The 24,511-nt window shown below is 69.2% G+C and carries 28 protein-coding genes; 15 read left to right on the top strand and 13 right to left on the bottom strand.

Translation table 11 applies throughout. From position 1 onward, the window contains the following. The first annotated feature begins 111 nt into the window (after nt 1-111). From BMY35_RS13525 to BMY35_RS13505, 5 genes are all read left to right on the top strand, one after another. Nucleotides 112-1,848, top strand: coding sequence for an IlvD/Edd family dehydratase (locus BMY35_RS13525; protein WP_093199469.1), 1,737 nt, complete (start codon nt 112-114; stop codon nt 1,846-1,848). Next, nucleotides 1,849-2,757 carry a 2-dehydro-3-deoxygalactonokinase gene (locus BMY35_RS13520; protein ID WP_093199466.1) on the top strand — a complete coding sequence of 303 codons (909 nt, stop codon included), beginning with the start codon at nt 1,849-1,851 and terminating at the stop codon, nt 2,755-2,757. Beyond that, the gene (locus BMY35_RS13515; RefSeq protein ID WP_093199464.1) at nt 2,754-3,401 is read left to right on the top strand and encodes a 2-dehydro-3-deoxy-6-phosphogalactonate aldolase; all 648 of its coding nucleotides are present in this window, start codon (nt 2,754-2,756) and stop codon (nt 3,399-3,401) included. Before BMY35_RS13520 ends, BMY35_RS13515 begins: the two co-directional genes overlap by 4 nt. 21 nt (nt 3,402-3,422) lie before the next feature. After that, nucleotides 3,423-4,190, top strand: a complete 768-nt coding sequence (locus tag BMY35_RS13510) for an aldolase (protein WP_256228369.1) — start codon at nt 3,423-3,425, stop codon at nt 4,188-4,190. Nucleotides 4,191-4,385: 195 nt separating this feature from the next. Further along, a complete protein-coding gene (locus BMY35_RS13505; protein WP_093199458.1) occupies nt 4,386-4,697 on the top strand; it encodes a hypothetical protein in 312 nt (103 codons plus the stop codon). 35 nt (nt 4,698-4,732) lie between these two features. Here BMY35_RS13505 and BMY35_RS13500 read toward each other — a convergent pair whose 3' ends face one another. The 4 genes from BMY35_RS13500 to BMY35_RS13485 all read right to left on the bottom strand — a co-directional run bounded on the left by BMY35_RS13500 (nt 4,733) and on the right by BMY35_RS13485 (nt 8,820). Further along, nucleotides 4,733-5,449 carry an SDR family oxidoreductase gene (locus tag BMY35_RS13500; protein WP_093199456.1) on the bottom strand — a complete coding sequence of 239 codons (717 nt, stop codon included), beginning with the start codon at nt 5,447-5,449 and terminating at the stop codon, nt 4,733-4,735. Between the two features lie 50 nt (nt 5,450-5,499). Continuing rightward, on the bottom strand, nt 5,500-6,921 hold the full coding sequence (locus BMY35_RS13495; RefSeq protein WP_093199453.1) for an MATE family efflux transporter: 1,422 nt from the start codon (nt 6,919-6,921) through the stop codon (nt 5,500-5,502). Between the two features lie 19 nt (nt 6,922-6,940). Beyond that, nucleotides 6,941-8,254 (bottom strand): MFS transporter, encoded by a 1,314-nt coding sequence (locus BMY35_RS13490; RefSeq protein ID WP_093199449.1) that lies wholly within the window; start codon nt 8,252-8,254, stop codon nt 6,941-6,943. A gap of 110 nt (nt 8,255-8,364) precedes the next feature. Further along, a complete protein-coding gene (locus BMY35_RS13485; protein ID WP_093199445.1) occupies nt 8,365-8,820 on the bottom strand; it encodes a MarR family winged helix-turn-helix transcriptional regulator in 456 nt (151 codons plus the stop codon). Nucleotides 8,821-8,895: 75 nt separating this feature from the next. Here BMY35_RS13485 and BMY35_RS13480 point away from each other — a divergent pair, with 75 nt between their 5' ends. Continuing rightward, entirely contained in the window at nt 8,896-9,444 is a 549-nt protein-coding gene (locus BMY35_RS13480) for a PaaI family thioesterase (protein ID WP_093199442.1), read from the top strand. On the opposite strand, the gene BMY35_RS13475 is transcribed toward BMY35_RS13480, so the two are convergent. Further along, entirely contained in the window at nt 9,441-9,776 is a 336-nt protein-coding gene (locus BMY35_RS13475; protein ID WP_093199440.1) for a hypothetical protein, read from the bottom strand. The two genes, BMY35_RS13480 and BMY35_RS13475, sit on opposite strands and share 4 nt — an antisense overlap. Before the next feature lie 22 nt (nt 9,777-9,798). Continuing rightward, on the bottom strand, nt 9,799-10,512 hold the full coding sequence (locus BMY35_RS13470; protein WP_093199437.1) for a hypothetical protein: 714 nt from the start codon (nt 10,510-10,512) through the stop codon (nt 9,799-9,801). Between the two features lie 240 nt (nt 10,513-10,752). Between BMY35_RS13470 and BMY35_RS13465 the strand changes: the two genes are divergently transcribed. The 6 genes from BMY35_RS13465 (at nt 10,753) to BMY35_RS13440 (ending at nt 16,071) form a co-directional block, all read left to right on the top strand. After that, nucleotides 10,753-11,814: a Fe(3+) ABC transporter substrate-binding protein gene (locus tag BMY35_RS13465; protein WP_093199435.1), complete on the top strand. Its 1,062-nt coding sequence runs from the start codon at nt 10,753-10,755 to the stop codon at nt 11,812-11,814. A gap of 40 nt (nt 11,815-11,854) precedes the next feature. Further along, nucleotides 11,855-13,534: an ABC transporter permease gene (locus BMY35_RS13460; RefSeq protein ID WP_093199432.1), complete on the top strand. Its 1,680-nt coding sequence runs from the start codon at nt 11,855-11,857 to the stop codon at nt 13,532-13,534. A gap of 1 nt (nt 13,535) precedes the next feature. Beyond that, nucleotides 13,536-14,219, top strand: coding sequence for an ABC transporter ATP-binding protein (locus tag BMY35_RS13455; RefSeq protein ID WP_093199430.1), 684 nt, complete (start codon nt 13,536-13,538; stop codon nt 14,217-14,219). 112 nt (nt 14,220-14,331) lie between these two features. After that, nucleotides 14,332-15,015 (top strand): glutathione S-transferase family protein, encoded by a 684-nt coding sequence (locus BMY35_RS13450; RefSeq protein ID WP_093199427.1) that lies wholly within the window; start codon nt 14,332-14,334, stop codon nt 15,013-15,015. 62 nt (nt 15,016-15,077) lie between these two features. Beyond that, a complete protein-coding gene (gene gloA / locus BMY35_RS13445) occupies nt 15,078-15,491 on the top strand; it encodes a lactoylglutathione lyase (RefSeq protein ID WP_093199425.1) in 414 nt (137 codons plus the stop codon). A 19-nt stretch (nt 15,492-15,510) separates the two neighbouring features. Further along, nucleotides 15,511-16,071, top strand: a complete 561-nt coding sequence (locus BMY35_RS13440; RefSeq protein WP_093199422.1) for a DUF1697 domain-containing protein — start codon at nt 15,511-15,513, stop codon at nt 16,069-16,071. On the opposite strand, the gene BMY35_RS13435 is transcribed toward BMY35_RS13440, so the two are convergent. From BMY35_RS13435 to BMY35_RS13420, 4 genes are all read right to left on the bottom strand, one after another. Next, complete coding sequence (locus tag BMY35_RS13435) at nt 16,072-16,803, bottom strand: haloacid dehalogenase type II (protein ID WP_093199420.1); 732 nt, start codon at nt 16,801-16,803, stop codon at nt 16,072-16,074. Between the two features lie 11 nt (nt 16,804-16,814). Continuing rightward, the gene (gene eda / locus BMY35_RS13430; protein ID WP_093199417.1) at nt 16,815-17,450 is read right to left on the bottom strand and encodes a bifunctional 4-hydroxy-2-oxoglutarate aldolase/2-dehydro-3-deoxy-phosphogluconate aldolase; all 636 of its coding nucleotides are present in this window, start codon (nt 17,448-17,450) and stop codon (nt 16,815-16,817) included. Nucleotides 17,451-17,495: 45 nt separating this feature from the next. Beyond that, nucleotides 17,496-19,337 (bottom strand): phosphogluconate dehydratase, encoded by a 1,842-nt coding sequence (gene edd / locus BMY35_RS13425; RefSeq protein WP_093199415.1) that lies wholly within the window; start codon nt 19,335-19,337, stop codon nt 17,496-17,498. Between the two features lie 214 nt (nt 19,338-19,551). After that, the gene (locus tag BMY35_RS13420) at nt 19,552-20,109 is read right to left on the bottom strand and encodes an OmpA family protein (protein WP_093199412.1); all 558 of its coding nucleotides are present in this window, start codon (nt 20,107-20,109) and stop codon (nt 19,552-19,554) included. A gap of 135 nt (nt 20,110-20,244) precedes the next feature. Between BMY35_RS13420 and BMY35_RS13415 the strand changes: the two genes are divergently transcribed. Together BMY35_RS13415 and BMY35_RS13410 are read left to right on the top strand one after the other, a co-directional pair. Next, entirely contained in the window at nt 20,245-20,943 is a 699-nt protein-coding gene (locus BMY35_RS13415; RefSeq protein ID WP_093199664.1) for a gamma-glutamylcyclotransferase, read from the top strand. After that, on the top strand, nt 20,940-21,479 hold the full coding sequence (locus tag BMY35_RS13410; protein ID WP_093199410.1) for a superoxide dismutase family protein: 540 nt from the start codon (nt 20,940-20,942) through the stop codon (nt 21,477-21,479). The genes BMY35_RS13415 and BMY35_RS13410 overlap by 4 nt, the downstream gene beginning before the upstream one ends. A 30-nt stretch (nt 21,480-21,509) precedes the next feature. On the opposite strand, the gene BMY35_RS13405 is transcribed toward BMY35_RS13410, so the two are convergent. Next, nucleotides 21,510-22,079 (bottom strand): nucleotidyltransferase family protein, encoded by a 570-nt coding sequence (locus BMY35_RS13405; RefSeq protein ID WP_093199407.1) that lies wholly within the window; start codon nt 22,077-22,079, stop codon nt 21,510-21,512. A gap of 29 nt (nt 22,080-22,108) precedes the next feature. Between BMY35_RS13405 and pdxH the strand changes: the two genes are divergently transcribed. Beyond that, entirely contained in the window at nt 22,109-22,762 is a 654-nt protein-coding gene (gene pdxH / locus BMY35_RS13400) for a pyridoxamine 5'-phosphate oxidase (RefSeq protein WP_093199404.1), read from the top strand. 12 nt (nt 22,763-22,774) lie between these two features. On the opposite strand, the gene BMY35_RS13395 is transcribed toward pdxH, so the two are convergent. Then, nucleotides 22,775-23,986 carry an OmpA family protein gene (locus BMY35_RS13395; protein WP_093199402.1) on the bottom strand — a complete coding sequence of 404 codons (1,212 nt, stop codon included), beginning with the start codon at nt 23,984-23,986 and terminating at the stop codon, nt 22,775-22,777. Further along, nucleotides 23,980-24,363 carry a hypothetical protein gene (locus tag BMY35_RS38530; protein WP_218152989.1) on the bottom strand — a complete coding sequence of 128 codons (384 nt, stop codon included), beginning with the start codon at nt 24,361-24,363 and terminating at the stop codon, nt 23,980-23,982. The genes BMY35_RS13395 and BMY35_RS38530 overlap by 7 nt, the downstream gene beginning before the upstream one ends. Nucleotides 24,364-24,511: the final 148 nt, after the last annotated feature.

The raw sequence follows: 24,511 nt of genomic DNA, 5'->3' as shown, positions 1-24,511 counted from the left end.
ACTAAGGGTCCGGCGCATTGTTCGCGCTTATCATATGATGATTGAAACGCTCTATCGGCAGGACAAACCCTGACGATCCAGCCCAGGTTTCGACAACAAAGAGAGACATCCATGAGCACCGCCCCCAGGAAGAAACCCGAAGAACTTCGCAGCCAGCAATGGTTCGGCCGCCACGATCGCGACGGCTTCATCTACCGCAGCTGGATGAAGGGCAAGGGCGTTCCGCACGACCAGTTCGACGGCCGCCCGGTCATCGGCATCTGCAACACCTTCAGCGAACTCACGCCCTGCAACTCGCACTTCAGAACGCTCGCGGAGCAGGTGAAGATCGGCGTGTACGAAGCCGGCGGCTTCCCTCTCGAGTTCCCCGTGATGTCGCTCGGCGAAACGCTGCTGCGGCCCACCGCGATGCTGTATCGCAACCTCGCGAGCATGGACGTTGAAGAGAGCATCCGCGGCAATCCGCTCGACGGCGTGGTGCTGCTCATGGGCTGCGACAAGACCACGCCCGCGCTCATGATGGGCGCCGCCAGCGTCGACCTGCCGACCATCGGCGTGTCGGGCGGCCCGATGCTCTCGGGCAAGTGGCGCGGACAGGAGCTCGGCTCCGGCACCGGCGTATGGCAGATGAGCGAGCAGGTGCGCGCCGGCACGCTCAAGCTGCAGGAATTCTTCGAGGCCGAGAGCTGCATGCACCGCAGCCACGGCCACTGCATGACGATGGGCACCGCGAGCACCATGGCAAGCATGGTCGAGTCGCTGGGCATCGGCCTGCCGGGCAACGCGGCCTACCCTGCCGTTGACGGCCGCCGCAATGTGCTCGCGCGGCAGGCTGGCCGCCGCATCGTCGGCATGGTTCATGAAGACATGAACATGTCGAAGATCCTCACGCGCCAGGCCATCGAGAACGCGATCAAGGTCAACGCGGCCATCGGCGGCTCGACCAACTTCGTGATCCACCTGCTGGCCATCGCGGGACGCATGGGCGTCGAGCTCACGCTGGAGGACTTCGACCGCCTCGCCTCCGAGCTGCCCTGCCTCGTGAACCTTCAGCCCTCGGGCCAGTTCCTGATGGAAGACTTCTGCTACGCGGGCGGCCTGCCGGTGGTCATCAAGGAAATCGCCGACCACCTGCACAAGGACATCCTCACCGTCACCGGCCAGAGCGTGTGGGAGAACGTGAAGGACGCCGAGAACTTCAATCCGCAGGTCATCCGCACCCAGGCCGAGCCCTTCAAGGACAAGGCCGGCATCTGCGTGCTGCGCGGCAACCTCGCGCCCAACGGAGCCATCATCAAGCCCAGCGCGGCCACGCCCGAGCTGCTGGTGCACAAGGGCCGCGCGGTGGTGTTCGAGAACGCCGACGACCTGCACAAGCGCATCGACGACGAGAACCTCGACATCGACGAGAACTGCGTCATGGTGCTCAAGAACTGCGGCCCCAAGGGCTACCCCGGCATGGCGGAGGCCGGCAACATGCCGCTGCCGCCGAAGGTGCTGCGCAAGGGCATCACCGACATGGTCCGCATCAGCGACGCGCGCATGAGCGGCACGGCCTACGGCACCGTGGTGCTGCACACCGCGCCCGAGGCGGCCGCGGGAGGCCCGCTGGCGCTGGTGCAGGACGGCGACATCGTCGAGCTCGACGTGCCCAACCGCAGACTGCACCTGCACGTGAGCGACGAAGAGCTCGCGAAGCGGCGCGAGAAATGGGTCGCGCCCAAGGCGCCGCTCGAATCCGGTTACTGGAAGTTGTATGTCGATACGGTGTTGCAGGCCGACCAGGGCGCCGACCTGGCCTTCCTGCGCGGTCGCCGCGGTGCCTTCGTGCCGCGCGACAATCACTAGATGACAAGACTGGTTGCAATCGACTGGGGCACGAGTTCACTGCGCGGTGCGCTGCTGGACGCCGGCGGCAAGGTACTGGAAGAGCGCAGCGATGCGCGCGGCATTCTCACCGTGCCCGAAGGCGGCTTCCCCACCGTCTTCGACAAGCTGTTCGGCGACTGGATGCGCCTCGAAGGCGCACGCTGCCTGATCTCCGGCATGGCCGGCAGCAAGCAGGGCTGGGTGGAAGCGCCCTACTGCGCCTGCCCCGCGGGCCGCGTGGAAGTGGGCCGCAGGATCATCGACATCGACGCCATTCCCGGAGCGCGCATCGCGATCGTGCCGGGCCTGAGCGACGAGCACGCCGGCGTGCCCGACGTGATGCGCGGCGAAGAAGTGCAGATCTTCGGCGCGATGGAACTCACCGGCCTGAGCGAAGGCGTCTTCGTGCTGCCCGGCACGCACAACAAGTGGGCCTCCGTGAAGAAGGGCCGCGTGGCGGGCTTCCGCACCTACATGACGGGCGAGTTCTACGCGCTGCTGAGCCAGCACTCCATATTGGCGCGCACGCTCGACGCATCGGCGCCGCTCGATGAGGCGGCCTTCCTCGAAGGCGTGACCCGCTCCGAGAACGGACACGGCCTGCTGCACAACGCCTTCGGCACGCGCACGCTCGCGCTGTTCGAGCGCATGCCGAAGGAGGAGCTGTCGAGCTACCTCTCGGGCCTGCTGATCGGCGAGGAGCTGCGCACCCAGGCACTGCAGGCGTCCGGCGAAGTGATCCTGATCGGCTCGTCCAACCTCACCGAGCGCTACACGCTGGCCCTGCGCGCCACCGGCGTCGCCACGCGCACGCTCGGCGCCGAAGCCACCTGGGCCGGGCTGCATGTGCTGTCCGGCTTCCTCGATTCCGACAGGACTCCCGCATGACCGCCCCCACTCCCCTCGAAAAATTCGATGCCGCGATGCGCGAGCTGCCCCTGGTGGCCATCCTGCGCGGCCTCTCGCCCGCCGAGGCGGCCGATGTCGGCGACGCCATCGTCGAGCCGGGCTTCCGCCTGCTCGAAGTGCCGCTCAACTCGCCCCAGCCGCTCGAAAGCATCGCGCTGATGCGCAAGCGCTTTCCGCAGGCGCTGGTCGGCGCCGGCACGGTGCTCGGCGCGCAGCAGGTGCGCGAAGTGCATGCGGCCGGCGGCGAGCTGATCGTCTCGCCGAACTTCAACGCCGAGGTCATCGCCGAGGCCGCGCGCCTCGGCATGGTGTGCCTGCCCGGCGTGATGACGCCGACCGAAGCCTTCGGCGCGCTCGCGGCCGGCGCCACCGGGCTCAAGCTGTTTCCCGCCGAGCTGGCCTCGCCCGCCGTGGTGAAGGCACTGCTGGCCGTGCTGCCCTCCGGCACGCCGGTGATGCCCGTGGGCGGCATCTCCCCCGACAACATGGCCGGATGGCGTGCTGCCGGCGCCGCCGGCTTCGGTATCGGCTCCTCGCTCTACAAGCCCGGCAAGCAGGCTGCGGCGGTGCGCGAGGACGCGAAGAAGTTCGTCGTGGCGTGGAAGAGCCTGCCGCCCGCCTGAGCCGCAAGCCACGTCCTTTCCCTGCAACAAGAAAAGAGGAGCCCCACAGAGATGTCCGCCGATGCCGACTACGCCAGCCCCGCCGTACGCAAGCTGCGCGAAGACCTTGCCCTCGCCTTGCGCGCCGCCGCCCATCACGGCCTGTCCGAAGGCGTCTGCAACCATTTCAGCGTGATGCTGCCGGGCACGCAAGACCGCTACCTCATCAACCCGCGCGGGCTGCACTGGAGCGAGATCGGCCCCGACGACATCGTGCTCATCGACGTGCACGGCGAGGTGCTGGCGGGCCGCCACCGCGTGGAGCCCACCGCCCTGTTCATCCACGGCGCGGTGCACCGGATCACGGGCCATGCGGTGGTGCTGCACTGCCACATGCCTTACGCCACGGCGCTCACGATCACGGTCGACCGCGCGCTCGACCCGACCGCGAGCCAGAACGCAATGCGCTACATGAACCGCATCGCCGTCGACGCCGAGTACAACGGTCTGGCGCTCGACGACGCCGAGGGCGAGCGCATCGCGCGCGCCATGGCGGGCAAGGACGTGGCCTTCCTCGCGAACCACGGCGTGATCGTGGCCGGCGGCAACATCGCCCATGCCTACGACGACCTCTACTACCTGGAGCGCGCCTGCCTGCACCAGGTGATCGCGCAATCCACCGGCCGGCCGCTGGCGCCTGTGAACCCGAAGCTGGCAGCCCACGTGGCGGCGCAGATCCAGGGCGAACGCGAGCAGTCGGACTTGTTCTTCGAGGCATTGCGCCGCCTCCTGCCCGCGCCGCGCGGCTGAACCTTCGGCCGATAGAGCCGATGGCCTACCCGCGGATGTGTTCCGCGGCGCAAAGTCCATTCACAATTGTGTCTTGGCCGTGCCGCGCCCTGCGCGCACGGCCTTACAGCTCTTCATCCGAATTCGCTCCAGCCTTACAACAACTTCACAAAAGGCCGCGAGGATGAGGCTTCCAACCACAAACCGGGGGATCACGTGAAACAGCTTACTTATGCATTCGGCGCCGCGGCCTTGATGTCGCAGGCCATGCTGGGCACGCCGGCCCAGGCCCAGACGGGCGGAAACTTCATCCAGGCACAGGTGTATGTCGTGCCCGCGCCGCCGCCTCCGCGCCGCTACTACGCGCCGCCGCCTCCGCCGCGCCACTACTACGGCCCCGGCTACCACCGCGACCACCACTACGACCGCCGCTGGGACGATCGCCGCCGCTACGGCCGCCGGGACAACGACGGCGACGGCGTGCCGAACCGCTACGACCGTCGGCCCAACAATCCCTACCGCTACTGATGAAAAAACCCGGGCCGCGAGCCCGGGTTTTTCGTTCAGGCCGCCGGGGCCGTGCCGGCGTAAGGCGGCGTGGGGCTCGACAGGCCCTGCTTAAGCTGCCGCGAGGGCTCGTCGGCAAGCACTTCCGGCTTCCCGGCCTCGAGCCCTGCCAGCGCCTGGCGGGCCACGTCGTCGGGCGATGCCTTGGGGGCGCCTTGCACATGCGCGGCCATGTCGGTGTCCATGTAGCCCACGTGCAGGCTCGTCACTGTCGTGCCCTGCCCGGCCAGCTCGTTGCGCAGGCCGTTGCTCAGCGACCAGGCGGCCGACTTGGTCGCGCTGTAGGTCGCCACGCTCGGGAAGGTGGTCCAGGCCAGGGCCGAGAGCACGTTGATCACGCCTCCGCCGCCGTTGGCCGCGAGCACCGGTGCGAAGGCCTGCGTCAGCGCCCAGGGGCCGAAGAAGTTGGTTTCGAATTCGGCGCGCGCGTCGGCCACCGCATCGGGCGAGCCGAGGAAGCTCGAGCCGCGCGAGATGCCCGCGTTGTTGACCAACAGCGTCACGTCGCCGCAGGCGCGCACGGCCGCCTCGACCTGCGCTGGCTGCGTCACGTCGAGCGCCACGGGCGTCACGCCCGGCAGGGTGATGCTCTTGGGGTCGCGCGCCGCGCCATAGACCTTGCGCGCGCCGGCAGCCAGCGCTGCCTTGGCGAATGCGAGACCGAGGCCGCGATTCGCGCCGGTGATGAAGACCACGGAGTCCTTGATTTTCATGATGCGTCTTTCGTTGATGGAAGTCGTCGTTGGGAAACTGATCGTCCGGTTCAGGCCTGCGCCACGCGCCGCAGCAGCCCGCTGGTGGTGCGCGGCCAGCCCACGCGCCCGAACCAGGCGCCGCCCGCGATGGCCGATGCGATCACGATGCCGTAAACCGCGAGCGCCACGCCCTGCGCCGCGAACACGCCGGTGAGCCCGCCGCCCCAGCGCAGCGCCAGCCAGCCGCCCGTGGCGGCCACCGCGAGGCGCGCGATGTTGCCGAGCACCGGCCACAGCAGCCGGCCCGCGCCCTGCGACGCGAAGTACAGCACCAGCCCGACGCCGAAGAGGCCATACATCGGCCCCACCACGCGCAAGTAGTGCGCGCCGGTCTCGAGCATCGCCGGGTCGTTGCCGAACAGCAGCAGCCAGGGGCGCGGGAACAGCGCCGCCGCCAGGCCGATCGCCTCGGTCAGCGCAAAGGCCAGTGCCGCGCCGGCCCAGGTCGCGCGCAGGGCACGCTCGCGCAGCCCCGCCCCCATGCAGGTGCCGACCATCGCCACCAGCGGCGCGCCCAGGCCGAACACCAGCGGCACCAGCAGGTATTCGAGCCGCGAGGCCGTGCCGTAGCCGGCCAGCGCGCCCGAGCCGAAATGCCCGGTCAGCGCGGTGGCGATGCCGATGGAAAGGTTGGTGGCCACCGTCGAGACCGCGCCCACCAGCCCGATGCGAAGGATGTCGCGGAACAGCGGCCAGCGCAGCTTCAGCGCGTCGAGCGTGGGCTTGAGCAGGCTGCGCGGCGAGCGCAAGTATGCGATGAGCGCAATGGAGCCCAGCAGGTAGTACAGCAGCAGCGCCATCGCGCCGCCCGCGATGCCCATGCCCGGCAGCGGCCCGATGCCGAAGATCAGCAGCGGCGACGCCGGAATGAGGAACACCACGCCCACCACCGTGACGTTGGCCGGCACCGACATGTTGCCGGTGCCGCGGATGATGGCCGCGAGCGAATTGAAGAGCCAGACCAGCGTCGCGCCGGCGAACACCCAGTTCGAGTACGTCAGTGCCGCGTCGAGCGCGGCCCCTGAGCCACCCATCACGCCGTAGAGCCAGCGCCCCCCCAGCAGCAGCGCCAGCGTGAAGCACAGGCCGAAGCCCAGCGCGATGACGATGGCATGCCACACCAGCGCGTCGGCATCGTCGCGGCGGCGCGCTCCGAGTGCGCGGGCGATGGACGAGGCGATGCCGCCGCCCATGGCGCCGCTGGAAGTCATCTGCATCAGCATGACGATGGGAAACACCAGCGCCATGCCGGCGAGCGCATCGGTGCCGAGCTTGCCGACGAAGTAGGTCTCGATGAGGCCGACGGAGGCCTGCGCCACCATCACCAGCACGTTGGGCGCGGCCAGGCGCAGCAGCGTCGGCACGATGGGCGCCTCGAGCAGGCGGCGCGTGCGCGGGTCGAGTTCGGTGTTTCCGTGGGGAGCGGTCATGGCTGGAGCCTCGGCGGGTTCAGGCGCGGGCCGCGGCCGTCGTGGCCGGAGTGCCGGACTTGGCTGCCGGACGGCTGATCGTCATCACGATCAGCGCCGCCACCAGGCAGGCCGCGCCGGCGGTGTAGAGCGCCGGGGTGTAGGTCAGCAGCAGCGTGCGCGCGAAGCCCGCGCCGTAGGCGGCCGTGGCGGCGCCCAGCTGATGCGCGGCGAAGACCCAGCCGAACACCAGTCCGACCTTGGCGGGGCCGAAGGCGGCGCCCGCGAGCTTGACGGTCGGCGGCACGGTGGCGATCCAGTCGAGGCCGTAGAACATCGCGAAGATGCCCAGGCCGTAGATGGTGAATTCCGAGTGCGGCAGCCAGAAGAGCGACAGCCCGCGCAGGCCGTAGTACCAGAAGAGCAGCTTGCGGTTGTCGTAGCGGTCGGACAGCCAGCCCGAGAGGATCGTGCCGACGAAGTCGAAGGCGCCCATCATCGCGAGCACCGAGGCCGCGGGCACGGCGCTCATGCCGTAGTCGCCGCACAGCGAGATGAAGTGCGTCTGCACGAGCCCGTTGGTGCTCAGGCCGCAGATGAAGAAGGTGCCGGCCAGGACCCAGAAGGTGCGGTTGGTCGAGACTTCCTTCAGCACGCGGAACGGGGTGGCGAAGTTCATTGCCGGCGATGCTGCGGCAGGTGCGGCCGGCTGGGTGCCGGGCGCTTCGCCGTAGGGCAGCAGGCCGACGTCCGAAGGCCGGTTGCGCACGAAGCACAGCGCCAGCAGACCGATGAGGATGGTGCCGATCACGACCGGAACGATGGCCGAGCGCCAGCCCCAGTGCTCGATCATCCAGGCCGCGAGCGGCAGGAAGGCCAGCTGCCCGGTCGCCGAGCTGGCCGTGAGCATGCCCACCACCAGCCCGCGTCGTGCGACGAACCAGCGGTTGGCCACCACCGCGCCGAGCACCAGCGCGGTCATGCCGGTACCCAGGCCCAGCATCAGGCTCCACAGCACGAACAGCTGCCAAAGCTGCGAGGCCATGGTCACCAGCGCCATGCCCAGGCCGACGAGCGCGAGGCCGGTGCAGATCACCGCGCGCAGGCCGTAGCGCTCCATCAGCACCGCGGCGAACGGGCCCATGAGGCCGAAGAGCGCGAAGCGCAGTGCGAGCGACGAGGAGATCTGCTCGGTGCTCCAGCCGAACTCCTTGCCCAGCGGCTGCAGCATGGCGCCCGGCAGGCCCAGCGCGGCCGACATGGTCAGCATGGTGAGGAAGGTGATGGCGGCGACGATCCAGCCGTAGTGGATGCCGCGGCGCTGCAGCCATGCGGAAACGGGGGTGGCGAACATGGGGCCTCTGCTGTTGGAATTGAATGGAGGAAAGAAAAGGCGAAACGGGTCCCTCGCGCGGCTTGCCGCACGATGAATGAATGGGGTGTTGGCAAGGGAAAAGTGAAGGGTCAGTCGTCGCCGACGGGCTCGTCCTCGCCGCCCAGCAGCTCCATGGCTTCGTCGATCAGCAGGTGCAGCGCGAGCACGCGCTCGACGCCGAGCAGCGCGTTCAGCTTCTGTTGCGCGGTCTTCCAGTGCGCGAGGGCTTCGCGCCGCTTGATCTCGCCTTCTTCGGTGAGCTGCACCAGCCGGCTGCGCGCATCGGCGCCCGCGCCCTGGGTGATCCAGCCCGCGACGATCAGCGGCTGGAGGTTGCGGCTCAGGGTGGAGGCGGTCATCTTGAGCTCCGCCGCCAGGTCGACCGGCCGCGTGGGTCCGAGTCGCGCGAGATGCGACAGCAGCGAGTACTGCGTGGTCTTGAGGCCGCTCTGCGAGACCTCGGCGTCGTAGTGCTGCGAGAGTCGTCGCGACAGCTGGCGAACCTTGAAGCTGGTGCAGCCGCGTGGCTTGGTGGGGGTGTCCATAGGATATTATTGTATGTGCAACTATTGCATATGCAATCAAAACCCCGGACCAAAGCCCCCAGAAGGAATACAGGCATGACACAAGCCACCAGCCAGCTCGACGCATGGATCGCCGAGGAGCAGAAGATCACCGGCCGCCTCGAGGCCGGCCCGGGCCCCGGCCTCGCCCGCCCCGACCAGATCGCCGGCAAGACCGGGCTCGAGATCATGCAGGCGATGCTGAACGGCGACATTCCCTACGCGGCCATCGCCAAGACGCTGGACTTCACGATCATCGAGGCGCGCCTGGGCGTGGCCATCTTCCAGGGCACGCCGCTGCCCCAGCACCTGAATCCGCTAGGCACCATCCACGGCGGCTGGGTCGCGACCATGCTCGACTCGGCCCTGGGCTGCTCGGTCCACACGATGATGCCGCCCGGCCGCGCCTACACCACCGCCGAACTGGGCGTGAACTACGTGAAGGGCCTCACGCCCAAGGTGCAGCGCGTGCGCGCCGAGGGCAAGGTGATCCACTGCGGCAAGCAGCTCGCCACCGCCGAAGCCCGCCTCTACGGCCCCGACGGCACGCTGTACGCGCATGCCACCACCACCTGCCTGGTGTTCGAGGTGCCCGCCGCGCGCTAGCGAACCGGACAGGAAGGCGCCAGCAGCACGAAGCGAGCGCCCCAGAGCAGCACCAGCCCCAGGCCCACCCACAGCAGCCAGTGCGGCCTGCGCCGCCGCACCGACAGCACCGCGGCCACGACCAGCAGCGGAACCAGGTAGGCGAAGGACTCGATCCGCGCGTCCAGTCCGTGGTCGATGGGCAGGGTGCAGAAAGTCAGGCCGTCGCCGCGCATCGCCGGGTCTTCCAGCATCCACTCGAAGCGGTTGCGCGGAATGGCGAACAGCATCGCGGCGCAGAACAGCGCATAGAGCGCCGACACCAGCGCGAAGACTGACCGCTTCAGGCTCATCGAATCGCGTGCGTGCGCCGGGTCACCTGCCGAGCAGCGACTCGACGTGCTCGCGGTGCTTCACCATGGCACGGCCGTAGGACGAGTATTCGCGCCCCGAGCTGCCCGGCGTGGCCTTCAGCGAATCGACGATGTCGGAGAGCTGGCGCTCGATGCCGCGGTTGTAGCGCGCGCCGGCCACGACGAACTGCTCCTCGGACAGGTTCTCCGTGTCCGCCCCGGGGTAGTCGTGCAGCACCAGCCCCTGCAGATGCCTGGCGACGATCTCGAGGTTGAAGAGGTCCTGCTCGAGGCAGGAGACCAGCTTCAGTTCTTCCTCGTAGCTCAGGCTGTCGGGGTCCAGCCCCAGTTCGCGCGTCGCGGCGCGCATCTGGATGCTCACCGCGCCGAACGAGGTCTGGCCCGGCGGCTTGGTGATCGTGAGGTTGCGGTCGACCCAGTCGGGGCCGCTCCAGTCGAAGCTGCGCAGGGCGAACATGGGCCGCTTGCTCCCGTCGGGCTTGCCGCCCACCTCCGCCCACGCCACGCTGCCGAGCAGCACCGCGGAAATCTGGTACTTCTTCGCCACCGCGACGATGCGCAGGCGGTTGTAGAGCACCCAGGCGTCCTTGTAGTCGCTCAGGTGCGGAAAGCCGCCCCCGAGCCGCTGGGGCAGCATCTGCCACTTGAAGGCGTCCCACGACGTCCACTTCGGATAGTTGGCGTTGTCCGGCGCGCAGAACTCTCTACCACTCATCGGCACTCCCTCCGTTTCGAGAAAAAGCTGGGGCCGTTTTAGCGGGCCGGTCGCGAGTTGTCGAGCAGCGCGGACGCCTTGTTTGCAACGATGTGCAGTAGGCCTTCGATCTGTAAGTACAAAGGCATCTTGATCCTGGCCCCCAGTGATAATTATTCTCATCCGGTACCGACAACACCCAGCAATACACCTGCGGCCGGCGCCGGAGCTTTCTAGAAAACCCGCTCCTGGAGGATCTTCATGACCGAACGCTCACGCGTCCAAGGCCGCGCCGCGCGCGCCCTGCTCGGCGCCAGCGCAGCCTGGCTTGCCGCCACCGCCGTCCCCGCACTGGCCGCCACCGACGAGCTCACGCTCTACACGACGCGCGAACCGGCGCTGATCCAGCCCCTCATCTCGGCCTTCAGCGCGCAGAGCAACATCAAGGTCAACACCGTCTTCGTGAAGGACGGCCTGCTGGAGCGCGTCAAGGCCGAAGGCGCCCGCTCGCCCGCCGACGTGCTGATGACGGTGGACATCGGCAACCTGATGGACCTGGTCGACGGCGGCGTGACGCAGCCCGTGAAGTCGGCGGCGCTCGAGTCGGCCATTCCGGCCAACCTGCGCGGCGCCGACGGCCAGTGGTTCTCGCTCTCGCTGCGCGCACGCGTGCTGTACGCCGACAAGAACCTGCCGCTCACCAGCTTCCGCTACGAAGACCTGGCCAACCCGAAGTACAAGGGCAAGGTCTGCATCCGCGCCGGCCAGCACCCCTACAACACCGCCTTGGTCGCCTCGCTGATCGCGCACGACGGCGAAGCCAAGGCCGAGCAGTGGCTGCGCGGCGTGAAGGCCAACCTGGCCCGCAAGGCCACCGGCGGCGACCGCGACGTGGCGCGCGACATCCTCGGCGGCATCTGCGACGTGGGCCTGGCCAACTCGTACTACGTCGGCCAGATGAAGAGCGCCAAGGAAGGCACCGACGCGCGCAAGTGGGGCGACGCCATCAAGGTGGTGCGCCCGACCTTCGCCAACGCCAAGAGCGGCGGCACGCACGTCAACATCAGCGGCGCGGCCGTGGCGAAGAACGCGCCGCAGCGCGCCAACGCGGTCAAGCTGCTCGAGTTCCTGGTGTCGGAGCCCGCGCAGGCCCTGTACGCGCAGACCAACTACGAGTACCCGGTGCGCAAGGGCGTGGCGCTCGACCCGATCATCGGCCAGTCCATCGGCGAGCTGAAGGTCGATCCGCTGCCGCTGACCGAGATCGCGAAGTACCGCAAGCAGGCCAGCGCCCTGGTAGACAAGGTTGGCTTCGACCAGTGACAGCGACGAGCGCCGGGCATGCCTGCCGGCGACTGACTGAATGATCTTCCCGCGGCGCCAGCCGCCGGGCCTGCAAGCCGCAGGCCCGGCTTGGCGCTGCGCGTCTTTCCTTATCGCCATCGGCGTGCTCGCGCCGGTGCTCACGCTGGCGTGGCTCGCGTTCGGCTCGGGCATCGGCCACTGGGGCCCGCTGTTCGCCCACGTGCTGCCGCAGGCGGCGCTCAATACGGCCGTGCTGCTCGCGGGCGTGGGCACGCTGGTGCTGCTGATCGGCACCGGCTGCGCCTGGCTGGTGACGGCCCACGACTTCCCTGGCCGCGGCGTGCTGCACTGGGCCCTGCTGCTGCCGCTGGCGATGCCGACCTACATCGTCGCCTTCGCCTACCTCGACCTGCTGCACCCCATCGGCCCCGTGCAGGGCGCGATCCGCTGGATGCTGGGCTTCGACAGCCCGCGCCAGTTCCGCCTGCCCGACCTGCGTTCCATGCCCGGCGCGATCTTCGTGCTGGGATTCGTTCTGTATCCGTACGTCTACATGACGGCGCGCGCGATGTTCATGACGCAGCCGGCGCACCTCATGGAAGCAGCCCGCATGCTCGGCGAGAGCAGGCGCGGCGCCTTCTTCCGCGTGGCGCTGCCGCTGGCGCGGCCGGCGCTGGCCGTGGGGCTGAGCCTCGCGCTGCTCGAGACGCTCAACGACGTCGGCGCGTCCGAATTCCTCGGCGTGAACACGCTGACTGTGGCGGTCTACACCACCTGGATCACTCGCTCCGACCTCGCGGGCGCAGCGCAGATCGCCTGCGCGATGCTGTTCGTGGTGGTGGCATTGGTCTGGCTGGAGCGCAACGGCCGGCGGCACCAGCGCTTCGGCTCGGCCCAGCGCATGCGCGCGGTGCAGCCGCGCCGGCTGCGTGGCGGCGCGGCCTGGGCCGCGACGGCTGCCGCCGCGTTGCCGGTGCTGATCGGCTTCGTGGCTCCCGCTGCCTACCTCGTCTGGGAAAGCGCCAAGCGGCTGCGCCAGGGCGGCGGCATTTCGCAGGGACTGGTCGCGAGCCTGGGCAACACGCTGACACTGGCTTCGGGCGTCACCGTCGTCGCGGTGGCGGCGGGGCTGGTCGTGGCGTGGGCCGCGCGCAGCCAGGGCTCGGGCCCCGGCCGCGCCCGCTGGCAGGCGCGCGCCGCGACGCTGGGCTACGCGGTGCCCGGCACGGTGCTGGCCATCGGGCTGCTCACGCCGGCGCTGGCTTTCGACGCGGCGCTGGCCACGGCTTTCGGCTGGCAGGGCCTGCCGCTCATGAGCTGCGGCGTGGTGCTGGTCGTGGCCTGCGCGATCCGCTTTCTGGCGATGCCGGTCGGCGGCATCGAGGCCGGACTCTCGCGCATTCCGCCCGCCATCGAGCAGGCATCGCGCCTGCTCGGCGAAACCACCGCCGGCACGCTGCGCCGCGTGCACCTGCCGCTGCTTCGCCCCGCCATGGCCTCCGCGGCGCTGCTGGTGTTCGTCGACGCGATGAAGGAACTGCCGGCCACGCTGCTGCTGCGCCCCGCCAACTTCGATACCCTGGCCACCTGGCTCTATGCCGAGGCCGCGCGCGGCACGTACGAGGAAGGCGCGATCGCCGCGCTCGCCATCGTGCTGGCCGGCCTGCTGCCCGTGGTGCTGCTCGCGCGCAACCAGCTGGGCACGCCTTCGGCCACACTGGCCGCCGAGAAGACATGACATGAGCTCCCCACTGCATCTCGACGCGATCAGGCTCGCCTACGACACGCCGCGCGGCCCGCACACGGTTGTCGACGGCTTCTCGCTGTCGCTGGAAGCAGGCGACATCGCCTGCCTGTTCGGGCCCTCCGGCTGCGGCAAGACGACGGTGCTGCGCGCCATCGCGGGCTTCGAGCCGGTGCGCGCCGGCACGATCCGGCTCGGCGAGGTGCTGCTGTCGTCCAGCCAGAAGCACCTGCCACCCGAGCAGCGCCGCGTGGGCATGATGTTCCAGGAGTACGCGCTGTTCCCGCACCTGTCGGCCGCGAAGAACGTGGCCTTCGGGCTGCGCCGGCTGGATCGCGCCGCGCAGCAGGCGCGGGTTGCGGAAATGCTCGCGCTGGTCGGACTGGCCGATGCGGGCGAGCGCTATCCGCACGAGCTTTCCGGTGGCCAGCAGCAGCGCATTGCGCTGGCCCGCGCGCTCGCGCCCTCGCCGGCCCTGCTGCTGCTCGACGAGCCTTTCTCCAACCTCGACGGCGGCACGCGCGAGCGGCTGACGGCGGAAGTGCGCGACATCCTCAAGCAGGCCGGTCAGACCGCCATCCTCGTCACGCACAACGAGGCAGAAGCCCACGCGATGGCCGACCGCATAGGGGTGATGCACGGCGGCCGGATCACGCACTGGCTCGATACCGTGGCCTAGCTGGCTTAGCACAAGCCGCCCGTTTCACGAATGGGCTTTTCGGGAAAAGGTTGTTCGGGCTCGCAAGAATCGCGGCGTTCCGGACCTGCACCGCCCAACAAAGGAAAGCCCCATGACGCAACAAGCCCTCACCCTCGTCAGCCACCTGCTGTGCCCCTACGTGCAGCGCGCCGCGATCGCGTTGCATGAAAAGAACGTGCCCTTCGAGCGCGTCGTGATCGACCTCGCCGACAAGCCCCAGTGGTTCCTCGACATCTCTCCGCTCGGCAAGGTGCCGTTGCTGAAAGTGCGGCGGCCCGACGGCAGCGAAGCCGTGCTGTTCGAGAGCAACGTGATCTGCGAGTACCTGGAAGAAACCCAGCCCGGCGCCCGCCTGCACCCCGAAGACCCGCTCACCCGCGCCGAGCACCGCGCATGGATGGAATTCGGCTCGGCCATCCTCGGCGACCTCTGGGGCTACGAGACCACGCAGGACGCGGCCGTGTTCGAGCAGAAGCGGCAGGCGCTGCTCGCCAAGTTCCAGCGCGTGGAAGCGGCGCTGGGCCAGGGCCCCTACTTCTCCGGCAGCGGCTTCAGCCTCGTCGATGCCGTGTTCGCGCCGGTGTTCCGCTATTTCGAGGTGTTCGACGCGATCAGCGACTCGCGCATCTTCGACGCCCTGCCCAAGGTCGACGCCTGGCGCAAGGCGCTGGCCGCGCGCCCCAGCGTGCGCGACGCGGTGGTGCCCGAGTACCCGCGGCACCTGATGGAGTTCCTGAAGCGCCACCAGGCCCACCTGCTGACGCTGGCGGCTTGATCGCCTCGCCGGGGGGCCCACAATAGCGGACTCCCTTTCGGACAACTACAAGGCACCACGAGATGCGACTCCTCCACACCATGCTTCGCGTTGGCAACCTCCAGCGCTCCATCGACTTCTACACCAAGGTGCTCGGCATGAACCTGCTGCGCACTTCCGAGAACCCCGAGTACAAGTACAGCCTCGCCTTCATCGGCTACGGCAACGGCAACCCCGACCAGGCCGAGATCGAGCTCACCTACAACTGGGGCACCGAGAGCTACGAACTCGGCACCGCCTATGGCCACATCGCGCTCGGCGTGCCCGACGCCTACGCGGCCTGCGAGAAGATCAAGGCCGCGGGAGGCAACGTGACGCGCGAAGCCGGCCCGGTCAAGGGCGGCACCACCGTGATCGCGTTCGTGACGGACCCCGACGGCTACAAGGTGGAACTCATCCAGCGCGACGAGAACGCCTCCGGCGGCGGCCTGCGCTGACCACCACGCCCGACGAGCCATGGCGAGCAGCGCGAAGAAGAAGCAGGCCGCGGTCCGTCATGTCGCGCTGCTGCGCGGCGTGAACGTCAACGGCATCACCATCAAGAGCGCGGACCTCAAGGCGCTCTTCGTCGAGCTGGGCTTCGGCGCGGTGCGCACCGTGCTCGCCAGCGGCAACGTGCTCTTCGACACCGATGAAAGCGATGCCGCCGCGCTGCGCACGCGCATCGAGCAGGCCCTGCGCAAGCGCTTCGGCTACGACGCCTGGATCGTGCTGCTCACGCAGAAGACCGTGGCGGAGATGGCATCGGGCTACCCCTTCGAGCGCATCGACGAGGAACGCCATCCGTACATCGTGTTCGGCTCCGACGCCGCGATGCTCGACGAGATCATGGAAAAGGCGGGCACGGTCGATGCCGGCACCGAGCAGCTGAAGCGCGGCAAGGGCGTGCTGTATTGGCAGTGCCCTCGCGGCGAGAGCCTCGAGACGCCGGTGGCCAAGCTGCTCGGCAAGGTCCGCTACAAGACGAGCACCACCACGCGCAACCTGCGCACGGTGGAAAAGCTGCTCGGCGACTGATCAGCAGCCCAGCAGATCGGCCAGCTGGTCGATGTCGCGCGCGTGCAGGTTGTTGTCCGGCTGCGGCGACACGTCCTTCGGCCTCGCGCGGCCAAACTCGTGGGGCCGCTCGATGTAGGCCGTCTTCAGGCCGCAGGTGCGCGCGGCGGCCAGGTCGTCGTGATGCGCGGCAGCCAGCATCACCTGTCCGGGCGTCGCGTCGAACACGCCCGCCACGCCGAGGTAGGTGCGCGGGTCGGGCTTGTAGGCCTTGAACACTTCGGCCGACAGGATGCAATCCCAGGGCAGGCCGGCGCGCTTGGCCATCTCAGTGAGCAGGCCGATGTTGCCGTTCGACAGCGTGCAGATGGTGAACTTCTTCTTGAGCCGCGCGAGCCCCGCCACCGAATCGGGCCATGCCGGCAGGCGATGCCAGGCACGGCTCAGGTCGCGCCTTGCGGCGGAGTCGATGCGATCGGCCAGGCTGAAGTCGTGCAGCACCTGGTCGAGCATGCTCAGGTGCAGCTCGTCGAGCAGCGTGAAGCCGCCCTCGCCCGCGGCGATGCGCTCCATCACCGCCTTCATGGCGGGCTGGTAGCCGGCGCGCCAGGCCAGCGCGAAGGCCGCACCGTCCACGCCCGGAAACACGCGCTCGACCTCGGCGGCGATGCCGCTGTGCCAGTCGACCACCGTTCCGAAGACGTCGAACGCGATGACCTTGAGGTCGCTCGCGTCGAAATCCGCGCTGCTCATGGCACCGACGCTCAGCGCGACAGCTGGCTCGCGGCGCGTGCCAGCTGCTCGATGCGGGCCCAGTCGCCGTCGCGGATCGCGTCGGTCGGCACGATCCAGGAGCCGCCCACGCAGGCCACGTTCGACAGCGCGAGGAACTCGGCCGCGTTGCCGGCATGGATGCCGCCGGTCGGGCAGAAGGTGACGTCGCCGAACGGGCCCTGCCATGCCTTGAGCATGGGCAGGCCGCCAGCCTGCAGCGCGGGGAAGAACTTCAGCTGGGTGTAGCCGTCTTCCTGCGCCGTCATGATTTCGCTGCCGGTGGCCACGCCGGGCAGGAGCGGCAGGCCGATGTCGTGGCAGGCCTTGCCCACCGCGCGGGTGTAGCCGGGGCTCACGCCGAACTTGGCGCCGGCCAGTGCCGCAGCCTGCGCGTCGGCGGCGCTGCGGATGGTGCCTGCGCCGGCCACGGCCTCGGGCACGTCCTTGGCGATGGCCTCGATGCACTGCAGCGCCTGCGGCGTGCGCAGCGTGACCTCGAGCATGCGGATGCCGCCGGCCACCAGGGCGCGGGCGAGAGGAATGGCGTCTTTCACATCGTTCAGCACGATGACCGGAATGACCGGGGCATCGCGCATCACTTCGAGGGGGGTGAGTTTTTCAGTCATTTCTTGGCTCCAATTCATTGCGCATCGCTTCGCGGGCAGCCCTGGTCACAGCCAGGAACAGGCACCCTCTTCGGCGGTCAGTGCGTTGCGGCGCATGCCGGCGAACAGTTCGCGGCCCAGGCCGTGTCCGTCGGCGATGCGCTGTGCCTCGGACAGCGTCGCGACCTCGCGCGCGGCCCATTCGTCCTCGGGCAACAACACCGCGAGCGTACCCGCTACCGAGTCGAGGCGGATCAGGTCGCCGTCGCGCACCTTGGCGAGCGGCCCGCCCGCGGCGGCCTCGGGCGAGACGTGGATCGCGGCCGGAATCTTGCCCGACGCGCCGCTCATGCGGCCGTCGGTGACCAGCGCCACGCGGAATCCCTTGCCCTGCAGCACCGACAGCGGCGGCGTGAGCTTGTGCAGCTCGGGCATGCCGTTGGCCTGCGGGCCCTGCCAGCGCACCACGCAGACCACGTCGCGCTCCAGTTCGCCGGCGGTGAAGGCCTTCTGCAGCGCGGCCTGCGAGTCGAACACGCGCGCAGGCGCCTCGATGACATGGCGGTCGTCGGGCACCGACGAAACCTTGATGACGCTGCGGCCCAGGTTGCCGCTCAGCAGCTTGAGGCCGCCGGTGGCGCTGAACGGATCGGCAACGGTGCGGGTGACGGCATCGTTCTGCAGTGCCGCGCCCGGCGTCCATTGCAGGCGCTTCTCTTCCGACTCGCCAGCCAGTGAAGGGATGTTCGCGAATTCGCGGATGCCGCCCGAGCGCACCGTCAGCACGTCGGCGTGCATGAGGCCGGCATCGACCAGCTCGCCGATCACGAGGCCGGGGCCGCCCGAGGCCTGGAACTCGTTCACGTCGGCGCTGCCGTTGGGGTACACGCGGGTCAGCAGCGGCACCACGTCGGAAAGCTTCGAGAAGTCGTCCCAGTCGATCAGGATGCCGGCGGCGCGCGCCACGGCCACCCAGTGGATCAGGTGGTTGGTGGAGCCGCCCGTGGCAAGCAGCGCGACCATGGCATTGACGATGCAGCGCTCGTCGACCATCTCGCCGATCGGCGGACAGTCGAATGGAGCGCTGCCGGCCTTGCCCAGCACGGTGCGCACGGCCTCGCGCGTGAGCGTCTCGCGCATCGCGTCGCCGGGCTGGATGAATGCCGTGCCGGGCACGTGCAGGCCCATGGCCTCGAGCAGCATCTGGTTGCTGTTGGCCGTGCCGTAGAAAGTGCATGTGCCCAGCGTGTGATAGGCGGCCATCTCGGCGTCGAGCAGGCCCTGGCGGCCCACGAGGCCCTGCGCCGCCTGTTCGCGCACCTTCGACTTCGCGCTGTTCGACAGGCCCGAGGGCATCGGGCCGGCGGGCACGAACACCGTGGGAAGGTGGCCGAAATGCAGCGCGCCGATCAGCAGGCCCGGCACGATCTTGTCGCACACGCCGAGCATCAGCGCCGCGTCGAACATGTCGTGCGTGAGCGCGACGGCGGTGCTCATGGCGATGAGGTCGCGGCTGAAGAGGCTGAGCTCCATGCCGGGCGTGCCCTGCGTCACGCCGTCGCACATGGCGGGCACGCCGCCGGCCACCTGCGCGGTGGCGCCGAGGCTGCGGGCTTCGTTCTTGATGATGTCCGGATAGCCCTGGTACGGCGCATGGGCCGAGAGCATGTCGTTGTAGGCGGTGACGATGCCGATGTTGGGCGCGCGCTCGGTCACCACGCGGAACTTGTCGTTGGCCGGAATGCCGGCCACGGCGTGCGCGACGTTGGCGCAGCCCATGCGGTCGGAGCCGCGGTCGCGGCTGCGGATCTCGGCAAGACGGGAGAGGTAGGCGCTGCGCAGCCCGTGGCTGCGCTCGCGGATGCGATCGGTGACGTCGCGGACGGTGGGGTTCGTGCTGCTGCTCATGGGGGTCGATGGCTCTTGCTGCATGTCGCCAGGGCGACTGTGGGCCTGGAGGCCCATGGTAACAACTCAAGTGTGCGAGCCCGATGAAATCCGGGCGCAGGGCAATACGAATTTACCCATTTGCATCCTGTGACGAAGCACATGCGAAAAAGCCCGGCATGGCCGGGCTTCTTCTGCTGGAGTCGGTATCAGGGCAACGAGGGGCGCAGCCCCCTCAGTCGACCAGCTTGACCTCGACGCGGCGTGCCTCGGCGTTGTTGCCCGAACCGGCCGTCACCGCGGGCTTCTGCAGGTCGACCTTGGCGGCCGGCACGCCCAGGCCCACGAGCACGTCGCGCACCATCTCGGCGCGCTTCTTCGCGAGCTGCTCGTTGATGGCGGCATCGCCGGTGGTGTCGTGGAAGCCCGAGATCACCGCCTTGCGGCCACTCTCGACGCCCTTGATGACCGCAGCCAGCGCTTCGGCGGCGCCAGGCGCGAGGTCGGCGCTGCCGGTCGCGAAATAGAAGTTCACCACGCCGTCGACCACGCGGATGCTCGCGCCGTCGGGGATGACCACCGTCACCGTCTCGGTGACTTCGGCCAGCCTGGGCGCCGCGCCGGCCGGCGGCGCCGAGATCACCACGGCCGCAGGCGCGGGCGCAAGCTTGGCGGCCGCCACGTTGTGGCCCTTGTGCCAGAGCACGATGCCGACCACGAAGAAGATCACCAGGGCGATCAGCGCCATGACGAATCCGAGGATGAAGTTCTGTTGGCTGTCGTCGTCACTCATCGGGGGTCTTGCTCCATAGGGAAGTGGCCGGTAAATAATGGTGCGGTGAACCATGATCAGGAAATTGTAGGTGCCGGTTCCGTCACGCCCGTGTCGGACCCTGCGCCGAACCCCGGTCCGCCGGGGCTCGATCCCATGCCCAGGCCCCTGCGCGATCCGCAGCCGATGCTCGAGCGGGCCATCGCCGACTGGGGCGGGCACGAGGACCTCTGGCTATTCGGCTACGGCTCGCTGATCTGGCGGCCCGAATTCGGCTTCACCGAGCGCCTCCCGGCCTGGGTGCACGGCTGGCACCGGGCGCTGAAGATGTGGAGCCGCGTGAACCGCGGCAGCGTGCAGACGCCCGGCCTCGTGTTCGGGCTGCTCTCCGGCGGCAGCTGCCGCGGCATGGTGTTCCGCGTGCCGAAGGCCGATGGCCTCGAAACGCTGCACCGGCTCTGGCTGCGCGAGATGCCGACCGGCGTGTACGACCCGAAGTGGCTGCGCTGCGGCACGGCCGAGGGCAATGTGCGCGCGCTGGCGTTCACGCTCTCGCGGCGCAGCCCCAACTTCACGGGCGAACTCAGCGACGAGCGCTACCGCCACATCTTCGCCAATGCCGTGGGCCGCTACGGCAGTTCGCTCGACTACGCCCAGCAGACGCTGCTGGAACTGCAGCGCCATTCGATCCACGATGCCGCGCTGGCTCGGCTGGTGGCACTGGCCGAAGTGAGGCAGCAGCTCGCATCGGAGAACGCGGCTGATTGCGATGCGCCGCAGGCTCCGGTATATGTTCCGGGGTCGGCAGACAAGTCTTCTTCCCAACCTTCCGGATCCAACAAGGAAAACACATGAACCAAAGTCGTCTCATCGCCACCGGCGCCGTCCTCCTCGCCTCGGCCCTCCTGGCCGCCTGCGGCAGCATGGGCGGCAAGCCGAGCACCGCCGTCGAGCTGGTGCCGACCGCCGCGATCACGCCCAACCCGACGCGCGGCACGGTGACCTTCACCGCCCTCGACCACGGCGTGCGCGTGGCCGGCGAGGTGCGCGGCCTGGTGCCGGGCAGCGAGCACGGTTTCCACATCCACGAAAAGGGCGACTGCGGCGACAACGGCAATGCCTCGGGCGGCCACTTCAACCCGACCGGCGGCACGCACGGCAAGTTCGGCGCCCCAGGCAGTCATGCCGGCGAACTGCCCAGCCTGGTGGCCGACGCCAAGGGCGTGGCCCGCTTCAGCGTGGAAGACCACTCGATCTCGCTCACTCCGGGCGCCGCCAACAGCGTGATCGGCCGCGCACTGGTGGTGCACCGCGACCCCGACGACTTCACGACGCAGCCCGCGGGCAACTCCGGCCCCCGCATCGCCTGCTCGGTGATCGCCAAGCCCTGATAGAAGAAGAGAAAGAAGAGAGAAAGAAGGCTAGGCGCCCTCGCGCGCCAGCCACAGCGCCTCGGCCTGCGCCAGCGCCTCGGGTGTGTCGATGTCGGTCACCACGCCCACGTCGCCCACCGCGAGGTCGGCGACCGAGCCGATGGCGCGCATCGCTCGCAGCACCGACGCCGCGCCGGCCGCCCCTTCCAGCGCCGCAAGCTGCGCGCCGCACGCCGCGGCGAAGCCCACGGGGTGGCCGCGCTCACCCTGGTATTGCGGCTGGACTGCATTCACCGCGCCACCGAGCGCGGCTGCCACGACCTGAAGCGTCCCAGGCTGCACCAGCGGCAGGTCGCCCGGCAGGATCAGCCAGCCCGTGGCGCCCGGCGTGGCGCGCACGGCGGCCGCGATCGAATCTCCCATTCCGGGGTGCCCGGCGTCTTCCACATGCCAGGGCAGGCCGCTGGCGCGCACGGCGTCGAGCGTGCGCTCCAGCACCGGCCTTCCGGCCAGCAGCGCCTCGAGCTTGGAGCCGGTGCCGCCGGCCGCGATGAAACGCTCGCCACGGCCCGAGGCCAGCACGATCACCACCGGGGAATTCGCCTTCTGCATCGTCATGGGCCGAGTATGTGCGCAACAATCTCGGCATGACTTCCCCTCTTTCCAAAGACGCGCTGGCCGCGCTGCGCAAGAGCTACGAGCGCGCCGAGCTCGACGAGACCCGCAGCGCCGACGATCCGCTGAAGCAGTTCGAGCGCTGGCTCACCGAGGCCGTCGACGCCCAGGTGCCCGAGCCCAACGCGATGACGCTGTGCACCGTGGGCAGCGACCTGCGGCCTTCCAGCCGCATCGTGCTCATCAAGGGCTACGACGCGCGCGGCCTCGTCTGGTACACCAACTACGAGAGCCGAAAGGGCCGCGAGCTCTCGGGCAATCCGTATGCGTCATTGCAGTTCCACTGGGTCGAACTGGAGCGCGTGGTGCGCATCGAAGGCCGCGTGGAAAAGGCCGGCGCCGAGGAAAGCGACGCCTACTTCGCGAGCCGCCCGCTCGATTCGCGCATCGGCGCATGGGCCAGCCCGCAGAGCGAAGTGATCAGCGGTCGTGAGGTGCTGGTGAAGAACGCCGCCGTGTTCGCCGCCAAGCACCTGCTCTCGCCGCCGCGCCCGCCGCACTGGGGCGGCTACCGGCTGGTGCCCGACCGCTGGGAGTTCTGGCAGGGCCGCAAGAGCCGGCTGCACGACCGGCTGCGCTACAGGCTCGAAGGCGCGGACTGGGTGCGCGAACGCCTGGCTCCGTGAGGCAGATCGTCGTCAGGCCTCGCAGCCGACGACCTTGAACTCGACGCGCCGGTCGAGCGCGTCGCTCGCATCGTCGGCGCCCGTGCCGACGATGTTCTCGCGAAAGCCCATGCCGGCCTCGCGCAGCTTCTTCGACAGCGGCGGGGCCTCGCCCACCAGCCTGGTCTTCACGCTGGTCGCGCGCTGCAGCGACAGCCGCTCGTTCACCGCCTCGGAGCCCGTGCGGCTGGTGTGGCCCGTGACCACCACGCACGAATCGATCTGCGCCGCCTGCCGCGCGATCTGGCGCAGCCACATCGGATAGGCGGCGCTGATCTTCGGATCGGAAAGAAAGTCGGTCGAGCCCGGCTTGAACAGGAACTTCACGCTCAGGTTGTTGGTTTCGAGCCCCAGCCGCGCGATGGTGCCGAAGGTCTTCTCCGCATCGGCCGTGCGGCCGAGCTGCGACTGCGTGAGATACAGCCCGCTGTAGATGCGCAGCTGCTGCCCGTCGGGCCGCTTCGACGCGGCCTCGTATCGGCTCAGCGCCTCGCTCATGCGGCCGGCCTCGTAGGCGGCGGTGGCTTCCTGCAGCACGGTGGCGGTGGGCAGGCGCTCCAGGTACAGCGCGTCGGCTGCCTGGCCGGGCTGCGTTTCGGCGGTGCGGATGTAGCCCTCGACGCCACGGTCCTTGCCGTTCACCGGGCTGTCGCGGAAGAAGGCGGTGGGGCGGGTGTCGAGCGAGGCGTCGCTGATGCGCGTCACCGATTGCGCGATCACCACGCCGCTCTTGATCTCGGTGAGCGCGAGGTTCAGCCGGTAGGGAGCGCCCGAGGCGTCCTTGTCGCGCACCAGCGTGCCGTTGAGCACGTACTGCGCGTTGCCGATCTCGGTGGCGTTGAAGGGCGACACGGTGAACTGCTTGAACTGCGCCTGCATGCGCTGGACGATGCGCTGCTCGGCCACGCGAGTCACCTCGGTCTGCTGGCCGCTCGCGCCTTCGAGCAGCGGGTCGATCACGATGCGGCGCTGCGTGAGCGTCGACTCGACCTTGGCGAGGAAGGCCGGCAGCTTCTGCGTCTGCACCATCAGGTCGTCGACCGCCTGGTTCACGGCCTGGTCGAAGGGCATGGCGTTGCCCGTCGCGGGGCGGTGCGCGCAGGCCGCGGCGAGCACGGCGGCGGCACACAGCGCGAACATGCGCAGCGCCAGGCGGGCTCGTTGGATGGTTGTCGTCATCAGCATTGGCTCCTCAATGTCTTCATGTCCTGGTCCGACAGCGGCTCGCCGACGGCGGCGCGCATGTTGATTTCGCTGCAGCGCTTCGACGGCGCGGGGCGCGGCGCCGCCGCAGCCTCCCTCTGCACCGGCGGGGGTGCCGACGGCGGCGGCGCGACCGGCTGCGGGCGCGTCCTGGCCACCACCGACTTCGGCCTCGACGGCGCTTCCTCCGCCTTGTCGGCCTTCTCTGCCTTTTCGGCCTTGCCGGCGCCGGGCGGCTCGGCCGGCTCCCGCGGCACGTTCGCCGACAGGCACGGCGTGCGACACGGCTTGGCCTCTGCAGCGTCCGCGGCCCGCACGGGACGGCCGTGCAGCGCGATCACCGTCGCGACCACCGCCATAGCAAGAAGGGGCGAAGAGCGCGCCGGGTGAATCATCAGCCGGCAAATGTAGGGGCCCGAAGGCCGCGCGGCATCTCGCCAAACGGCCACCCTGCCGAACGGCATAGGCGCGCCGCATGAAGGCGCTAAGGCGAAAGTGCGCGGGAAG

Source organism: Variovorax sp. YR750 (assembly GCF_900109805.1).
Lineage (GTDB): Bacteria > Pseudomonadota > Gammaproteobacteria > Burkholderiales > Burkholderiaceae_C > Variovorax > Variovorax gossypii.
This window is presented reverse-complemented; position numbering and strand designations above follow the sequence as displayed.

Coding starts and splice junctions, on each gene's coding strand:
- BMY35_RS13525 (WP_093199469.1), top strand. CDS start 112: ATGAGCACCGCCCCCAGGAAGAAACCCGAAGAACTTCGCAGCCAGCAA.
- BMY35_RS13520 (WP_093199466.1), top strand. CDS start 1,849: ATGACAAGACTGGTTGCAATCGACTGGGGCACGAGTTCACTGCGCGGT.
- BMY35_RS13515 (WP_093199464.1), top strand. CDS start 2,754: ATGACCGCCCCCACTCCCCTCGAAAAATTCGATGCCGCGATGCGCGAG.
- BMY35_RS13500 (WP_093199456.1), bottom strand. CDS start 5,449: ATGAAAATCAAGGACTCCGTGGTCTTCATCACCGGCGCGAATCGCGGC.
- BMY35_RS13495 (WP_093199453.1), bottom strand. CDS start 6,921: ATGACCGCTCCCCACGGAAACACCGAACTCGACCCGCGCACGCGCCGC.
- BMY35_RS13490 (WP_093199449.1), bottom strand. CDS start 8,254: ATGTTCGCCACCCCCGTTTCCGCATGGCTGCAGCGCCGCGGCATCCAC.
- BMY35_RS13485 (WP_093199445.1), bottom strand. CDS start 8,820: ATGGACACCCCCACCAAGCCACGCGGCTGCACCAGCTTCAAGGTTCGC.
- BMY35_RS13480 (WP_093199442.1), top strand. CDS start 8,896: ATGACACAAGCCACCAGCCAGCTCGACGCATGGATCGCCGAGGAGCAG.
- BMY35_RS13475 (WP_093199440.1), bottom strand. CDS start 9,776: ATGAGCCTGAAGCGGTCAGTCTTCGCGCTGGTGTCGGCGCTCTATGCG.
- BMY35_RS13470 (WP_093199437.1), bottom strand. CDS start 10,512: ATGAGTGGTAGAGAGTTCTGCGCGCCGGACAACGCCAACTATCCGAAG.
- BMY35_RS13465 (WP_093199435.1), top strand. CDS start 10,753: ATGACCGAACGCTCACGCGTCCAAGGCCGCGCCGCGCGCGCCCTGCTC.
- BMY35_RS13460 (WP_093199432.1), top strand. CDS start 11,855: ATGATCTTCCCGCGGCGCCAGCCGCCGGGCCTGCAAGCCGCAGGCCCG.
- BMY35_RS13455 (WP_093199430.1), top strand. CDS start 13,536: ATGAGCTCCCCACTGCATCTCGACGCGATCAGGCTCGCCTACGACACG.
- BMY35_RS13450 (WP_093199427.1), top strand. CDS start 14,332: ATGACGCAACAAGCCCTCACCCTCGTCAGCCACCTGCTGTGCCCCTAC.
- gloA (WP_093199425.1), top strand. CDS start 15,078: ATGCGACTCCTCCACACCATGCTTCGCGTTGGCAACCTCCAGCGCTCC.
- BMY35_RS13440 (WP_093199422.1), top strand. CDS start 15,511: ATGGCGAGCAGCGCGAAGAAGAAGCAGGCCGCGGTCCGTCATGTCGCG.
- BMY35_RS13435 (WP_093199420.1), bottom strand. CDS start 16,803: ATGAGCAGCGCGGATTTCGACGCGAGCGACCTCAAGGTCATCGCGTTC.
- eda (WP_093199417.1), bottom strand. CDS start 17,450: ATGACTGAAAAACTCACCCCCCTCGAAGTGATGCGCGATGCCCCGGTC.
- edd (WP_093199415.1), bottom strand. CDS start 19,337: ATGAGCAGCAGCACGAACCCCACCGTCCGCGACGTCACCGATCGCATC.
- BMY35_RS13420 (WP_093199412.1), bottom strand. CDS start 20,109: ATGAGTGACGACGACAGCCAACAGAACTTCATCCTCGGATTCGTCATG.
- BMY35_RS13415 (WP_093199664.1), top strand. CDS start 20,245: ATGCCCAGGCCCCTGCGCGATCCGCAGCCGATGCTCGAGCGGGCCATC.
- BMY35_RS13410 (WP_093199410.1), top strand. CDS start 20,940: ATGAACCAAAGTCGTCTCATCGCCACCGGCGCCGTCCTCCTCGCCTCG.
- BMY35_RS13405 (WP_093199407.1), bottom strand. CDS start 22,079: ATGACGATGCAGAAGGCGAATTCCCCGGTGGTGATCGTGCTGGCCTCG.
- pdxH (WP_093199404.1), top strand. CDS start 22,109: ATGACTTCCCCTCTTTCCAAAGACGCGCTGGCCGCGCTGCGCAAGAGC.
- BMY35_RS13395 (WP_093199402.1), bottom strand. CDS start 23,986: ATGCTGATGACGACAACCATCCAACGAGCCCGCCTGGCGCTGCGCATG.
- BMY35_RS38530 (WP_218152989.1), bottom strand. CDS start 24,363: ATGGCGGTGGTCGCGACGGTGATCGCGCTGCACGGCCGTCCCGTGCGG.